This is a genomic window from Capnocytophaga ochracea DSM 7271, from assembly GCF_000023285.1.
Classification (GTDB): domain Bacteria; phylum Bacteroidota; class Bacteroidia; order Flavobacteriales; family Flavobacteriaceae; genus Capnocytophaga; species Capnocytophaga ochracea.
In genome coordinates, this window is sequence record NC_013162.1 from 475,419 (window position 1) to 490,920 (window position 15,502).

Consider the following 15,502-nt stretch of genomic DNA (forward strand, 5'->3'; position numbering starts at 1 on the left):
AACTTACATTAAAACTCTGCACTCTGTGGTGTGCGTGGGTAAGGTATCACATCACGGATATTGGTCATTCCAGTAGCAAAGAGTACCAAGCGCTCAAAACCTAAACCAAAGCCACTGTGTACTGCTGTACCGAACTTACGAAGGTCTAAGTACCACCAAAGAGTTGCCTCGTCCATATGAAGGTCGGCTATTTTTTGTTTGAGCACATCGTAACGTTCTTCACGTTGTGAGCCTCCTACAATTTCACCTATTCCTGGGAAGAGAATATCCATTGCGCGCACCGTTTTACCGTCTTCATTTAAGCGCATATAAAACGCTTTGATATTTGCTGGATAGTCGTATAGAATTACAGGACACTCAAAGTGTTTTTCCACCAAATAGCGCTCGTGTTCGCTTTGCAAATCTACACCCCATTCGTTTACAGGGTATTGAAATTTCTTCTTTTTATTGTGATTGCTATTCTTTAAAATATCTATCGCTTCAGTATAGCTCACCCTCTTAAACTGATTGTGAATTACAAATTCAAGTTTTTCGATGAGTGACATTGTGCTACGCTCGTTCTGTGGTTTAGTCTTCTCTTCTTCTAAAAATCTTTTGTTCAAGAACTCAAGGTCGTCACGACGTACTTCCAAGGTATATTGCAATACGTATTTAATAAAATCTTCCGCCAAATTCATATTGTCAATAAGGTCATAGAACGCCATTTCGGGCTCTATCATCCAGAACTCAGCTAAGTGGCGTGAGGTATTGGAGTTTTCAGCACGGAAGGTAGGTCCAAAGGTGTAAATCTTACCAAGCGCCATCGCAAAAGTCTCACCTTCTAACTGACCTGATACGGTAAGATTTGTCTCCCTACCGAAGAAGTCTTTCTTGTAGTCTACTTCGCCGTTTTCATTAAGTGGTGGATTTTTGGCATCTAAGGTTGTTACACGAAACATCTCTCCAGCCCCTTCGGCATCACTACCCGTGATAATAGGCGTATTCACGTAGAAAAAGCCATTGTCTTGAAAGTATTTGTGAATAGCAAAAGCTAAAGTAGAACGCACGCGCATCACTGCACTAAAAGTACTAGAGCGCACGCGTAAGTGAGCGTTTTCTCTCAAGAATTCAAGTGAGTGTTTTTTAGGTTGGATAGGGTATTCTTCAGGGTTGCTATCACCTAATATACTTATGTTACTTGCTTGTAACTCTACGTTTTGCCCTTTACCTTGACTCTCCACAAGTCTTCCTTTTACTTCAATAGCTGCTCCCGTGGTAATACGTTTAAGCAATTCAGGGTCGGTATTTTCAAAATCTACTACTACTTGTAAATTGTCGATTGTAGAACCATCGTTCAGGGCAATAAAGCGGTTGCTGCGGAAGGTGCGCACCCAACCTTTAAGGGTGATTTCTCCTTGTATGTTTTTTCCGTCTTGTAATAATTTTTTAATCGAATACATAACGCGTCTTATTTCTTATCTAATTCTGACGGCAAAAGTAATAACTTTTCAATAAATAACAAAGGAGTTTGGCTAAATCTCTAATTGTTTTTCACTTCTTACACTGTTCTGTTATAAACTTTTCATAGGTTTCCATCGTCTTACTTTCGCCTCAGATTCGCTCATCTTTCAAACAGCTCTTAATTATTAAACTCTTCTCTTTCCTATAAAAACTTTTCAAGCCTCACTTCCCATTTGCTAATTCTCAAATCTGCTAATTACATCTACTCGTGTGGCTTGTGTTTTTTACCTATAAAAAAGTTTTTTTAACTTGCAGTATAAATTCTTTGTTGTATATTTGTGGCATTAAAATCGAGTATTTATTGTTTAATAAAGATGGAAGAATTCAAGCAAAATACCTCAAACGATTGGTCGTTTATTCACAATAGGCAATATAACAATAACAACCTAAATAACAATCCCATAGGTCTGGTGGGGTTCATAACGTCTGTAGTGGCAATATTCCTCGTATTGCTCCCTATTGTGAATCTTATCATATGGCTCACCGGATTGATATTATCTATTATCGGAATGAGCAAGAAGCCTAAAACATTAGCCGTCGCAGGGCTTATTATTTCTGGAGTAACTTTTTTGGTGCTTATAGTCATTATTGCTTGTATCGTATTCTTAGCTACTAATTCCCAATAGTTTTTCTCCCCCTTTTATCTTTTACTCCTACTTTTTACCTAACTAAAATTGGAAGTAAATAAACGGCTGAATATCGGTAGAATAAGCCTGATAGCAAATGAGCACTACTACTAAGACTATCGCTATTTTCACAGCGTAATGGCTCTCGGCAAACACGTGTTCCACATAGTCTTTCCAATGCTGTGGTAGCCAATGGGTAATATAACCAATCAAGATAACGCCTAATGGAATATTGTTATGTCTAATCACTTCGGTAGCAGTATCCCAACTCATATTGTTCGCCACTTGTGCGAACCATAAGTTTATGCTCTCCATATCATTACCTCGGAAAAATATGCGTGTAAAGGTAATAAAAGCAAAGGTAAAGACTATCTTCCAAGCGCGAGTAATCCACAGCTTACTTTGCTCGTACGGACTTACCTTGCGCCAATACTTATAAGCGACTACACCCAAACCGTTCAATCCACCCCATATAACAAACTTCCACGAAGCTCCGTGCCACAATCCTCCAATAAGCATCGTGAGCATAATGTTGATATTGGTAGTCAAGTAACGCTCAAAAGGTTTGTAATAAAAAGCTACTACCGCACCTGCTATCAGCAATCCCCCTGTGATAAAAGTAAAGGCGAGGTTACCAATCGCTACTACCAATATCACTACAAAAAGCAAGGAAAACACAAAAGTTCCTAAGGTGCTATTGCGGTTACCTCCTAACGGAATATACAAATAGTCCTTCAACCAAGTAGAAAGCGAGATGTGCCAGCGTTTCCAAAAGTCCCCACAGTTCAAAGCCTTATAAGGTGAATTGAAGTTTACAGGCAAATGGAAACCCATCAATAGCGCTACCCCTATGGCTATATCGGTATAGCCAGAAAAATCACCGTATATTTGGAGCGAGTAACCTATCAGAGCTAATAAGTTAGAAAAGCCCGAGTGCATTTCAGGAGCATCAAATACCTTATCCAAAAAGTGCAACGCAATAAAATCAGCAAATATCATCTTCTTGATAAGTCCTTTAAGAATAAGGAATATCGCCTTATTAAACTCTTCTTTGCTAATCTCTGTTTTTTTGAGAATTTGAGGTACAAACTCTTCTGCACGTACAATAGGACCTGCTACTAACTGAGGGAAGAAACTCACATAAAAACCAAAGTCTAATATCGATTTCAGTGGTGCAACCTTTCTGCGGTAAATATCCACTGTATAGCTGATGGTCTGAAAAGTGTAGAAAGAAATACCTACGGGCAATATAATTTTATCAACTGAAAAGTATCCGTTATAGTCAAACCCATTTGCCCAATAGGCTAAATAGTTAAAGGTTTGGTGATGAGTGTGAAACAGCGCATTGTAAGTATCAGTAAAGAAATAAGCATACTTAAAATAACTAAGTACTAATAAGTTCACACAAACGCTAATAGTAACCCCTATTTTGCGTCGGCGCTCTTCTTGTTGATTATAGATATAATGCCCCAAATAAAAGTCAGTAACAGTACTAAATACCAATAACAATACAAAAAGCCCACTTGCCTTGTAATAGAAGTAAAAGCTGGCAAGCAACAAAAACAAGTTGCGCACGTGCTTACGCTTATAGATGAGCACAAACACCGCATATACTAAAGCAAAGAATATCCAAAAGTCTATCCGTACAAAAGTAAGTGGGTGAGCCGACTCAAAGGTAAAGAAGTTTTTAAAGAAATCTATCATAGCTATTATTGCACTGTGGCAAGGTCGTTAAGTAGGCATTGGTAAAACACTTCCGAAATTAGTTTAGTCCCTTGTGGCGTAAAGTGTACGTAATCCGAAACAGCCATTCCTTTTTTCACCCACGCTGTCATCGAGTTTTCTCCTCCCATTGCTTCAAAGATACTAAAATAAGCAATCCCATTTTTCAAGGCTTCTTCCTTCATCAGTTTGTTCATTTTCGGCACAAAAGGATAGGTGATGAGTTGTCCATTACTCGAAGTTGTCATATCTCCAGGGCCTAAAAGCATAAACATTGCATTGGGATTGGCTCGCTTTACCCATTTGATATTAAATATCAACGCGTTTACATACTCCTGAAGCTGTTGGTCTGTTTTCATATAGGGGATTGTATTTCCTCCGTACTGAAAGATAAATATATCGGGTTTACGGTCAGCACTCATCTGTCTGAAATGCTCGTAATTCATACGTGTAAATATACGTCCTGCTTCCCCTCGCATCGCTACGTTATCCATTCGTACCCCTGACGACGCATCAAGAGTAATCCCATAAAAATCCGGACTTATCTTGCCTTCCAATTCCACTTTTAGCTCCTTAGGAGTAGATGCGAAATTGAGCTTATAATTATGGTATTTACCATCTGAGATAAGAGTATCTATTCTTAGAATATTCCCGTCCTGATACACACGTATCTTCACTTTTGCCATCGCATTGCCATAATGCAACCCAAAGCGCGTGTAGTTTCTTAAACGTGCATACGATTTGTCCGAAGGCTTAATCGTAAAGCTGGCTTTTGCTACGGGTAAGGCAGTCGTATCAGCAGTATTGCTCACATAATTAGTAAAACGTGAGAAGGTAGAGAACAAACCATACTTATCGTGCGCTACCGTTTTGCGTTGTTTGCGGTCGAAGAAAGCGTAGCGCGTCCAGTTAGGCGAAGCAATAATGTCCACACTGTTCTGGCTGTACACTACTTTTATAGGGATAAAACCCGGTCCTCCACCAGTATATGCCAATTGCAATCGGTTGCGCACATAGCCGGTGATACGGTCTCCTTCTATTTGCGAATCACCATAATGCACTATTTGGCAGGTAGGCTGACACAGTTTCTCTTTAAGTCTTCTGATATAATCCGTATGATTCCCCGGGTAATATATTTTCCCTTCTATATTGGTTTCCGAAGTTTGTACCGTATCCTTAACAATAGTATCCTTTTTTGCTAAATTTTCGGTTTTTTCGTCTACAATGGTTTTAGTATCTTTAATAAGTTCGTCTACTTTATTATTTTCCTCTTCCCCTTTAAAGAGCATTCCCAATATATCAGGGGTCGGATAGCGCAACATCGCGTCACCAAACACTATACCCCCCCGCACCATTCCTTTGGCGGTGGTGTGATAACTGCTGAAAAGGGTCATTGTAAAGAGGGCTACCAGCACCCCCACAATAAAGAGTAAGATTTTTTTAGGTTGCATAACTTAACTCATTAATAATTCCCACTCGGTCATTAAATCTTCCAACTGCTGTTTTTTCTGTTCGTATTCCTTGTAAAAAGCATCGTTCTGTACGCCTTGTCCCATCTGCTCATTCATCGCTTTAAGCGCTTCTTCAAGAGCGGTAATGTTCTTCTCTATCTTGTTGAGCTTATTCTGAATGGCTTTCTGCTGTTTCTGTTCCTCAAACGAGAGTTTTTCTTCTTTCTGCGGTTCTTTTTCTACCTGTACAGGAGTGCTTTTGCTCTGCTGTTCTATCTCTCTAAAATTAACGGCAGCACGTTGTTCGAGGAAGAAATCGATGTCCCCAAGATATTCTTTCAGATGTTTGTTCTTAAACTCGTATACCTTATCGGTGAGCCCTTGCAAGAAATCGCGGTCGTGCGACACAATAATGAGCGTCCCTTCAAATTGCTGTAAGGCTTGTTTGAGTACGTTCTTCGATTTGATATCCAAGTGGTTCGTAGGCTCGTCCATCACCATTACGTTAAAGTCCGAAAGGAGCATCTTTGCCAATGCCAAACGGTTGCGCTCCCCTCCCGAAAGTACTTTCACTTTCTTGTCTACCTCATCGCCACGGAAGAGAAAAGCCCCAAGTATATCGCGTATTTTAGTGCGATTGCTGTCGTTAGCTGCATTAAACATCGTATCAAGCACGGTGAGTTCTCCATCTAAGTAGTCGGCTTGGTTCTGAGCAAAGTAAGCCAACTGTACATTGTGCCCCAGCCTGATAGTTCCTTCATAGGGTATTTCGCCCACTATCATCTTGGCGAGGGTCGTTTTCCCCTGTCCGTTTTGTCCCACAAAAGCTACTTTGCTGCCTCGTTCTATAAGCAAACTCACGTGGCTGAGCACCTCTTTTTCACCATAACTTTTCGATACATCGTCTATTTCCAGCACCACCTTCCCTGGCGTTACCGATACGGGGAAACGCACGTTCATCACCGCATTGTCTTCCTCGTCTACCTCTATGCGCTCTATCTTGTCCAACTTCTTGATAAGCGACTGTGCCATTGAGGCTTTGGTAGCTTTGGCGCGGAATTTTTCGATGAGCTTTTCAGTGTGTTGTATCTTCTTTTCTTGGTTCTTTTGTGAGGCGAGTTGCAGTTCGCGCATCTCTTTTCTCAGTTCCAAAAACTGAGTGTAAGGCTTCGGGTAATCGTATATTTTGCCTATCGAAATCTCAATCGTCCGATTGGTCACATTGTCTAAAAACATTCTGTCGTGCGATACAATTACCACCGCCCCGCTATAAGTAGAGAGGAACTGTTCTAACCAAATAATCGACTCTATATCCAAGTGGTTCGTAGGCTCGTCCAATAGCAATATATCGTTGTTCTGCAACAGCAGTTTTGCCAACTCTATACGCATACGCCACCCGCCCGAAAAGCTGTCGGTGAGCTTGTCGAAATCAGTCCGCTCAAAGCCCAACCCCAATAGCACTTTCTCGGTTTCTCCTTGGTATTGGTATCCCCCTATAAGGTCAAAACGATGCGTATAGTCGCTGAGTTTATCAAGCAAATCGTGGTACGCCTCGCTCTCGTAATCAGTGCGGGTTTCTATCTGGTGATGAATATCGTCCAACTGACGTTCCAAAGCCTTAATCTCAGTAAATGCCTGATAGGCTTCTTCCAAAATGGTACGTCCTTTCACAAAATCAATATCCTGTTTCAGAAATCCGATGCGTACATCTTTATCGGTAGCAATGCCTCCGGTATCGGGTTTAAGTTCGCGTGAAAGCAATTTGAGCATCGTCGATTTCCCCGCTCCGTTCTTGCCAATAAGCCCCACACGGTCGCCCGCATTCAGCATAAAAGCAACGTCCTCAAAGAGGTACTCGCCCTGAAAAGAAACAGATAGGTTGTGAACGTTCAGCATATGATATTCGTTATTCCGGGCGCAAAAGTACAAAACTATAAGTAATTAGCAATAAATAATGCCTAATTATTAGGTAAAATCAGTACAACCCTTCACAAAAAATCCCCAATCACTAAAATCAAATCTCAAAATTCACAGCATTTTTCACTGCCTTACCTTCACCCACCGCTCATTATCTCTTCATTCATCACCCTGTCTTTCTTCACCTTTCCGTCACCACATTCCCCTTTTTCCGTCATACTCTCCCCTAGTGCCTATGGCCTAAGGCCTAGTGCCTCTTCCTCTTTCTTTCGCCTCGAAACCCCGTTTTTAACATTTTTCGCCTTGTTTTATTATGCTATGAATCAACTTTTTACATACCCTTTCTATACCAATCGTCCAAGATTCGTATAAGCTTCCTATAAGCTCTCTATAAGCTACCCCCACCCTTCTCATAGCCTTTTTTCATCAAAATTCCTCTCAGCCCTCTTCCGTTCTTCTCCGTTTCCTTCCGATAGCTCAGATATGTCACTTTTGCGGTATACACTTTGCCAAAGTTTTTGCCTATGCGGCTCGCACCTTTGGCAAAGTTAATCCTTTTCGCTGGCGCGTTTCTTGTAGCCTCCATCTCATTTGCTAATTTCCAAATTTTCTCATTTCCAAATTTGCTAATTCCCCCTGCCAGTGTGGCTCGCACCTCATTTCCAAATTTCCAAATTTGTCCATTTGCTAATTACTTCGTACCTTTGCACTTTCATTACCTATCACCTAATTAAAATGAACACTCTTAAACAATATAACACGGTTATTGAACAATGCCGTAGGCTCTTTATCAACAAGATGAAAGACTATGGCTGTGCCTGGCGTATCTTGCGCCTCCCTTCTCTTACTGACCAGATTCTCATCAAAGCACAACGCATTCGAGGGCTACAAGAGAATACCGAGCATAAAATCGATGAAGACGAGACAGCCGAGTTTATAGGCATCATCAACTACGCCCTGATGGCTCTTATTCAAATAGATAAAGGAGTAGCTACCCAACCCGACCTTAGTCTCGAAGAGGCAACGGCTCTATACGACGCCAAAGTTGCCGAAGCACGCTCCCTTATGGAAGCTAAAAACCACGATTATGGCGAGGTGTGGCGCGAAATGCGGGTGAGCTCTCTTACCGACCTTATCCTGCAAAAGCTCTTGCGTGTAAAACAAATTGAAGATAATAAAGGAAAAACATTAGTAAGTGAAGGTATTGATGCTAATTATCAAGATATGATAAACTATGCAGTGTTTGCTCTCATACATTTAAACAATCAACATAACAACTAAATAACAACTTATATGAAATATCTTATCCAGCTTTGTCGCATATTATTAGGTGTTACTTTTATCATCAGTGGAATGATAAAACTCAATGACCCAATGGGCTTTTCATTTAAATTGGAAGACTATTTTGCTCCCGATGTGCTCAATATGCCTTTTTTTGTACCATACACTTTAACTTTTGCCATTTTGGTATGTATTTTCGAAGTAGTTTTGGGGGTAACCTTATTGGTAGGCTATAAAAAGAAGCTCACTTTGTGGCTTTTGCTGGCTATGTTAGTATTCTTCGGCTTCCTCACCTTCTATTCGGCTTATTTTCACAAAGTAACTGATTGTGGTTGTTTTGGTGATGCTATCAAATTTACACCTTGGCAATCGTTTACCAAAGATATGGTACTATTAGTTTTAGCTCTCATCGTCTTTTGGGGGCAAAAATATGTACAACCCATTACCAAAGGCAATTTACCTTTATTAATTACAGTAATCTCTGTGCTTTTCTGCATATGCTTTGTATATTACGTGTACAATCACTTACCCATAAAAGATTTTCGCCCATATAAGATAGGAACAAATATCCCCAAAGGTATGGAATTACCGCCCAATGCCGTTACTTATTATTGGACTTTCAAAGTAAACGGCAAAGAAAAAGTGATTGTAACTAAAGATGCAAGTTTCCCAAAAGTAGATGGTGAATATGTAAGCTCTACCTCTACTACCGAATTGCCTCCTATACACGATTTTTATATTCAAGATAAAGATAGAGAAACAGACTATTTGCCACAATTTATGGCAGAAGAAAAGCTCTTGATGGTAGTTTCTTATCGCCTCGACCTTGCTAACCAAGAGGCTTTTAAGGCTATCAAAACAGTAACCGATAAAGCTCTTAAAAACGGTTATACCGTGATAGGTCTTACCTCACAAATGGAGAAAGCTCCTTATATTGTAAAGAAATACGAACTCAATTTCAACTTTTATTATAACGATGCTACTACCCTCAAAACAATGATACGTTCTAATCCTGGACTTATAGTGCTTTCCAAGGGTACTATCATCGATAAAAAGCATTATAACGACAGCGAAAAATTACCAATTGATAAATAACATACCTTTTACTCACATTTCTAGCTATCGCTGGTTTTACCTTTTATCTCTTATCTTTTACCTAAAAACGTGTGGCGTAAAGTAAATACCGATTATCAGAATTATTTGCGATTACAACGTGGTTTATCGCAGAATACTGTTGTGTCTTATGGCTTAGATATTGAGAAACTCATAGGGTATTTGGAAAAATACAATATCACTGAACCCCCCGATACTATTCAAGTAGATACCTTGCGCCAGTTCGTATACGAAGTTTCCAAAGAACTCAACGCACGTTCACAAGCCCGACTCATATCGGCTTTAAAGAGTTTTTTTAAGTTTATGATTTCTGAGAAAGGACGTGAAGACTTTCCTATGAGCCTTATCGACAGCCCTAAAATAGGCGTGAAACTCCCCGATACACTTTCCTTAAAAGAAATAGATGCTATGCTCGCCTCTATAGACCTCAGCACCGATGAGGGGCATCGTAATAAAGCTATTATAGAAACGCTTTACGGTTGTGGATTGCGAGTGTCGGAATTGGTCTCTCTCCGTCTATCCGACTTGTTTTTTGAAGAAGATTTCATTAGAGTAATGGGGAAAGGTAGTAAACAGCGCTTAGTGCCTATTGAAAGCTATACGCAGAAACAAATTAACAATTATATCAATAACCAGCGCAAACAATTAAAGATAGCAAAAGGTCACGAAGATTACGTTTTCCTAAACAGAAGAGGGAAACAACTTACTCGCGCAATGATATTTACTATTGTAAGACAAGTAGCTGAAAACATAGGATTACAGAAGACCATTAGCCCACATACTTTCAGACATTCTTTTGCAACACACCTATTGGAGAACGGTGCGAATCTGCGTGCCATACAGATGATGTTAGGTCACGAGAATATTACTACCACAGAAATATACGTACACGTAGAGAAGTCATATTTGAGGGAAGCTTTGGTGAAATACCACCCACGCCATAAAATGAGCTTTACCCAATAGCCTATTACGTCATCACTCTATTACAAACAGATGAGTGAAGTTTTATCTTATTAGTTTTTTAACTATAGGTCTTCAAAATCAAGGTCTTTGTAAACACCATTACTATTGCTTACGCCTTCCAAGCGTTCATTGTAATAGTTCTTTTTAAAGTCTTTTTGATGACGTTCAGAAATTACCTCCTCTCCTTTTTCATCAAAAACATAGTTAGTCATTTCGTTTAAAATATCTTTAAACATTTCAAAATCCTCTTTATACAGATAGATTTTGTGCTTTTTGTAATGAAAAGAACCATCATCGTGAGTAAACTTCTTACTTTCGGTAATAGTCAAGTAATAATCATTAGCACGCGTTGCTCTTACATCAAAAAAATAGGTGCGTCTGCCTGCTCTTAAAACTTTTGAGAATATCTCCTCATTGTCTAATATTTCTTTTTCTTCCATCGTTATGTACGTATTTTTAAATCATTCTGTCGGCAAAAGTCTTCATTTTTTATAGCAAGTGCAAATATTTATAGTATGAATTTTACTTTATTTCCTTATTTTAGTATAATTTTAAGGTTTCACACTTGAAAAAGACTACTAACCATAATTTTATCAAAAGAATATCACTTAAAATTTACCAATTAACTTCGCCAACACCTTCTCCTTCATCTTAGCTTCGCTTTACCTTCGTCTTAGGTTCAAATAAGCCCTTTCTTTCAGCCTAATTAGGCACTACTTCCTTATCCTATTACGACTTCTCTCCCTTCAACTACTATTTCAAAATCTCCTTCCGGACGCTCTTTTACGTATTGTATTTTACGAATTTTGGTGAGGTAACTGTGCTGTGCAATGGCACGCTTCTCGTCATCGGCGATAACGGATACAATTTCACGTTCAGGATAAGTGAGCAATAACAAAAAATCTAACTGACCATAATCATTGGTGATATGCAAAATACGCGCTTTTTCGGGCAGTGAATGCACAAGTTCGTGATAATGTTCGCGATGCTGCTGGTAATCTTCTTTTACAGCGCGCACTACGTAATTTTCCTTGTATAAATAGTTTAAAAACAGTTTCTTTTTTAGGTAATCCACTCCTTCCAATCGCTTGCGCAAGGCGAGGAATTGCTGGCGGTAGAAAGCGCCTATCTGTTTGGCTCGTTCGCGCGGAGTATTGCCAAAACGCTCATCGTTAGGAGCTATGGGTTCGCCTACTACTACCGTAATAGCACCGTCATAAACAATTATATCGTCTTTGGGTTGCACTTCCGAACAACCGTGAATATACACGGGCACAAGAGGCGTTTGGAAAAGTTCGGCTATCAGGAAAGCGCCTTTGTGAAAACGGTGTATCTGGTTACTTTCGGAACGTTTGCCCTCTGGGAAAATCATTACTGAAATACCATTTTTCAAGTTCTTTTCGAATAAAGGCATTCCTTTTTCTATGCCTTCAGAAACAGGAAAAAAGCCCATTGACTGTACATAACGTCCAAATACTACCGAGTTATACACCCAATCGTTTACCATATAGCTGATGCGATGTGTGAAGAGCCCTATAGCTAAGGTATCAAGCCACGAGGTATGATTGGAAATTACTACCGAAGGAGTTGTAAGCTGTATATGGCGTGGGTTTTCTACCTTTTTGCGCACAAAAAGATTGGCATAAAGCACTGATGTAGTGAGCGAAGCTGCTAAACGTCTGAGCCACATAGTACGTTTAGGAGTAATTTTGGCAAGCAGCCAACCTATATTGGAGAGAATAATAGACGATAATGCGTAATAGGTAATTAGCAGTATGGATTGCACTAAAAGACGCAAACTCACCGGAGAACGCCCCTTATCAGGACGGCGAAAGATACAAAACTTAAATATCGTAGGGTAAAATACAAAAGTTATTGCCAAAGCAGTGAAAATACCTATCACAGATACCGATGCAATTGACTTTAAGGCAGGGTGTTTCGCAAAAATAAGCGTACCGATAGCCAAAAAAGTAGTAATAGAGGCTAAAAGCACCGACACTTTGTACACAGGAAGTTCGTTTTTACCATCGGTATAGTCTTTTTGCAATGCACAGGTCATAAAAATACTAAAATCTACCGAATGCCCTAATACCAAAGTGCAAACAATCATACTAAACACATTGAACTCTATGCCAAAAAAGTTCATCAGAGCAGAAGTAACTATCCCTGTAACTCCAATAGGAATAAGAGTGAGTAACACCAACTCTATCCGCTTGAAGAACAAGAGCAGTATGAGGAAAATAGCGATAGACGAATAGTTTACTAACAGCAATATATCGTCTTTGAGTTTACCTAAGAACGTTTCGCTCAAATTCTTACGGTCGATAACAACGGTAGGCGTGTGTTTTTCTACTGAATAGATAAAAGGATCACGCTCGGCAACAGTGAGCTTTACGAGATTGGCAATGGTATAAAAACCTTCTTTTTCGGTAATAAAATCTTCTAACGGAATGGCTGAAAGCGCTTTATAAGCATCGAGGTTGTTTATCACTTCAAAATCACCTGCTATACTTTGGTAGAAAGGTGCATAAGTTTCTTCTTTAAAACCGACCTCATTTCCTTTTCCTATCAGTTGTTGTTTTAGAAATTGCTGTCTTTCGGCATTCCAAAAATCTTTCCATCGTTGCAATCGAGCTTCTTGTTCTTTTTTAGGCAATACAATCCCTCCGATAGAACTAAATTGCTTGATACTATCGTGTGCTTTATAACCTTGCAACTGCTGATATAGTATATAATTGCGCTCTAAAGCCTCCTCTAACGAATTGCCATAAGCAGCGGCATAAAGTGATTTGTATTCGCTATCGGTGATGTTCTCTAATTGATGCTCAGCTGCCTTATAACGTTCGTTGATATAGTTGATATTGGCAATATCACCATTGAAACGGACATTATGAAAAGTAAAACAACTCACCACTATCAGCAGTAAGCAAGCGCCTACTACCCACTTGTTGTGATGAAATGGATAAGCCCCTATACGATCTAAAAAGGTTTTGCGCACCTCGATAGTGCGATTGCCACGATAGAAATGAGGCACGAGCACCAATGACAATATAGCTGATACCATTATGCCCACGAAAGCAAACACGCCTAAATCTTGCATTACCTCGGAATGCACAAAGAGCAAACAGAGGAATGAAATAGCGGTAGTGATACTGCTGAGCAAGATAGGCACGGTTACAGCACGGTACAATTCGGCAGTGTTTTTAGCTACCTTGTAATGAGTGAGGATATGTAGTGAATAGTCGATAGTAACTCCCAAGAGTACCGCTCCTAAACTGATAGAAATTGCAGAAATACTGCCTTTGAGCACATAGAGTGTTGCCAAAGCTGAGAGCACCCCAAAAGCTGAAGGGATAAAAGCGATAAATGGAATATAGACACTTCGATAAAAGAAGACAAGTAATAAATAAAGTGCTGATAGTGAAATGAGTACCGTGGTGAGGATATCGGTTTTGATTTGAGAGGCGTTGCTCACCGAGATAAAGGGAGCTCCAAAAAAATCTACGCGTACTTTCCCTTGATACTGGGCGTTGAGATGGTCTTGCAACTCGTCTAACCCTGCGACGAAAGCGGCATTGTGCTCGCTATCGTTGCCATCGTACTTAGGGTTGATAAAGAAGAGTATATGTTGCTCGTCGTTAGTAGTGAGGAAACCATTGGCAATCTTAAAATCGTTGCCGGTATTGAGCTCTTGGAGTTTGCGCAAACCGCGAAAAGTGAGACCAAAAGGGTCTTTACGGATAAACTGTTGTGCCACCATACCCGCAGGCGTGAGCATCGTTTTGTACTGACTCTCCACCATTGATTTGAGACTATCGGGGGCTAAACGGCGTTCTAAATAAGCGTAATCTTCATCGTTTAGAAAAAGAGGTAGGTGGTCGTTTACAAACTGCCAAGTCTCGTCTATCTCTTCTTCGTTTATAATCCCCTGAATACTGGTGATATACTTGGTCATAGAAGCGTTGAGCGTATCTTGCAGATTTTCGGTAACTGCCTGCATATCGGTGAGTGTTCCGCCTTTTTCGGCTGTTACCATTACCGAGATTTTATCGGCGAAGTTGAGTTGCTTGAGTACCTTGGAAGTGAGGTTCGTCTTATCGTTTTGAGGGAGTACTTTGGTGATATCCTCTTCAAACCGCAACTGACTCAAGCCATAAATGGTAATGAGCGCCCAAGCGGTGAAGAATGAGAAGGTAGCGAGTTTATGAGTGGTGATATATTGGTAAATTCTGTTTAACATCTGCGTTTATTTATCGGACAAAAGTATAGAATAATTAGCAAATAGACAAATTTGGAAATGAGGTGCGAGCCGCACAGGCAGTGTGAGCCACACGGGCAGGGAAAAAATTAGCAAATTAGGAAATGAGAAAATTAGCAAATGTGGAGGGTTGAGGAGTTCGAAAGATAACGGAGAAGAACGGAAGAGGGTCGAGAGAATTTTTGGTGAGAAAGTGCTATTAGGAGGGTGGAGGTAGCTTATAGAGAGCTTATAGGAAGCTTATACGAATCTTGGACGATTGGTATAGAAAGGGTATATAAATAGTTGATTCATAATATCATACAACAGCACTAAAAATGTTAAAATCGGGGTTTCGAGGCGAAAGAAAGGGAAAAGGTACTAGGCCTTAGGCCATAGGCACTAGGGGGGAGTATGACGGAAAAGGGGAAATTAGAGACAAAACATACTCTTTTAAAGGGGGAATGTAGCGAAGAAAAAGGGAAGAAATGAAGAATGACAGGGGACAAATGACGAGTGATAAATGACGAATAACAGATTTTTGAATGAACAATACATAAAGATAAAAGGAAGATAACTTGCGATAGTTATTGAAGGAAGGAGATGTACGGGCAGTTGTTGGACGAGGCTGATGGGGCGGAGAAGGAGAACGAGATAGATAGGGTAGACTAGATGGAGTGAGCGGACAAGGT

At 40.0% G+C, this 15,502-nt stretch carries 10 protein-coding genes; 4 read left to right on the forward strand and 6 right to left on the reverse strand.

Going from position 1 to position 15,502, the window contains the following annotated elements:
- Positions 1-8: 8 nt before the first annotated feature.
- Positions 9-1,439 carry an asparagine--tRNA ligase gene (gene asnS / locus COCH_RS01885; protein ID WP_015781696.1) on the reverse strand — a complete coding sequence of 477 codons (1,431 nt, stop codon included), beginning with the start codon at positions 1,437-1,439 and terminating at the stop codon, positions 9-11.
- Between the two features lie 375 nt (positions 1,440-1,814).
- Here asnS and COCH_RS01890 point away from each other — a divergent pair, with 375 nt between their 5' ends.
- The gene (locus COCH_RS01890) at positions 1,815-2,126 is read left to right on the forward strand and encodes a hypothetical protein (protein ID WP_015781697.1); all 312 of its coding nucleotides are present in this window, start codon (positions 1,815-1,817) and stop codon (positions 2,124-2,126) included.
- A 42-nt stretch (positions 2,127-2,168) separates the two neighbouring features.
- Here COCH_RS01890 and COCH_RS01895 read toward each other — a convergent pair whose 3' ends face one another.
- The 3 genes from COCH_RS01895 to COCH_RS01905 are packed head-to-tail and all read right to left on the reverse strand — an operon-like array spanning position 2,169 to position 7,195.
- On the reverse strand, positions 2,169-3,830 hold the full coding sequence (locus COCH_RS01895) for an MBOAT family O-acyltransferase (RefSeq protein ID WP_015781698.1): 1,662 nt from the start codon (positions 3,828-3,830) through the stop codon (positions 2,169-2,171).
- A 5-nt stretch (positions 3,831-3,835) separates the two neighbouring features.
- Positions 3,836-5,299: an SGNH/GDSL hydrolase family protein gene (locus COCH_RS01900; protein WP_015781699.1), complete on the reverse strand. Its 1,464-nt coding sequence runs from the start codon at positions 5,297-5,299 to the stop codon at positions 3,836-3,838.
- A 3-nt stretch (positions 5,300-5,302) separates the two neighbouring features.
- A complete protein-coding gene (locus COCH_RS01905; protein ID WP_015781700.1) occupies positions 5,303-7,195 on the reverse strand; it encodes an ABC-F family ATP-binding cassette domain-containing protein in 1,893 nt (630 codons plus the stop codon).
- A 756-nt stretch (positions 7,196-7,951) separates the two neighbouring features.
- On the opposite strand from COCH_RS01905, the gene COCH_RS01915 reads away from it, so the two are divergent.
- The 3 genes from COCH_RS01915 to xerD all read left to right on the forward strand — a co-directional run bounded on the left by COCH_RS01915 (position 7,952) and on the right by xerD (position 10,573).
- Positions 7,952-8,497 carry a DUF1599 domain-containing protein gene (locus tag COCH_RS01915; RefSeq protein ID WP_015781701.1) on the forward strand — a complete coding sequence of 182 codons (546 nt, stop codon included), beginning with the start codon at positions 7,952-7,954 and terminating at the stop codon, positions 8,495-8,497.
- Positions 8,498-8,509: 12 nt separating this feature from the next.
- Complete coding sequence (locus COCH_RS01920) at positions 8,510-9,592, forward strand: BT_3928 family protein (RefSeq protein ID WP_015781702.1); 1,083 nt, start codon at positions 8,510-8,512, stop codon at positions 9,590-9,592.
- 69 nt (positions 9,593-9,661) lie between these two features.
- Positions 9,662-10,573 carry a site-specific tyrosine recombinase XerD gene (gene xerD, locus COCH_RS01925; protein WP_002673589.1) on the forward strand — a complete coding sequence of 304 codons (912 nt, stop codon included), beginning with the start codon at positions 9,662-9,664 and terminating at the stop codon, positions 10,571-10,573.
- A 62-nt stretch (positions 10,574-10,635) separates the two neighbouring features.
- Here xerD and COCH_RS01930 read toward each other — a convergent pair whose 3' ends face one another.
- Positions 10,636-11,013, reverse strand: a complete 378-nt coding sequence (locus tag COCH_RS01930; RefSeq protein WP_009410371.1) for a PUR family DNA/RNA-binding protein — start codon at positions 11,011-11,013, stop codon at positions 10,636-10,638.
- 281 nt (positions 11,014-11,294) lie between these two features.
- Complete coding sequence (locus tag COCH_RS01935) at positions 11,295-14,813, reverse strand: efflux RND transporter permease subunit (protein WP_015781703.1); 3,519 nt, start codon at positions 14,811-14,813, stop codon at positions 11,295-11,297.
- Positions 14,814-15,502 lie beyond the last annotated feature (689 nt).

Excerpts from the sequence above, each read along its gene's own strand:
- asnS (WP_015781696.1), bottom strand. The coding sequence starts at position 1,439 with ATGTATTCGATTAAAAAATTATTACAAGACGGAAAAAACATACAAGGA.
- COCH_RS01915 (WP_015781701.1), top strand. The coding sequence starts at position 7,952 with ATGAACACTCTTAAACAATATAACACGGTTATTGAACAATGCCGTAGG.
- COCH_RS01930 (WP_009410371.1), bottom strand. The coding sequence starts at position 11,013 with ATGGAAGAAAAAGAAATATTAGACAATGAGGAGATATTCTCAAAAGTT.
- COCH_RS01935 (WP_015781703.1), bottom strand. The coding sequence starts at position 14,813 with ATGTTAAACAGAATTTACCAATATATCACCACTCATAAACTCGCTACC.
- COCH_RS01920 (WP_015781702.1), top strand. The coding sequence starts at position 8,510 with ATGAAATATCTTATCCAGCTTTGTCGCATATTATTAGGTGTTACTTTT.
- COCH_RS01900 (WP_015781699.1), bottom strand. The coding sequence starts at position 5,299 with ATGCAACCTAAAAAAATCTTACTCTTTATTGTGGGGGTGCTGGTAGCC.
- COCH_RS01905 (WP_015781700.1), bottom strand. The coding sequence starts at position 7,195 with ATGCTGAACGTTCACAACCTATCTGTTTCTTTTCAGGGCGAGTACCTC.
- COCH_RS01890 (WP_015781697.1), top strand. The coding sequence starts at position 1,815 with ATGGAAGAATTCAAGCAAAATACCTCAAACGATTGGTCGTTTATTCAC.
- COCH_RS01895 (WP_015781698.1), bottom strand. The coding sequence starts at position 3,830 with ATGATAGATTTCTTTAAAAACTTCTTTACCTTTGAGTCGGCTCACCCA.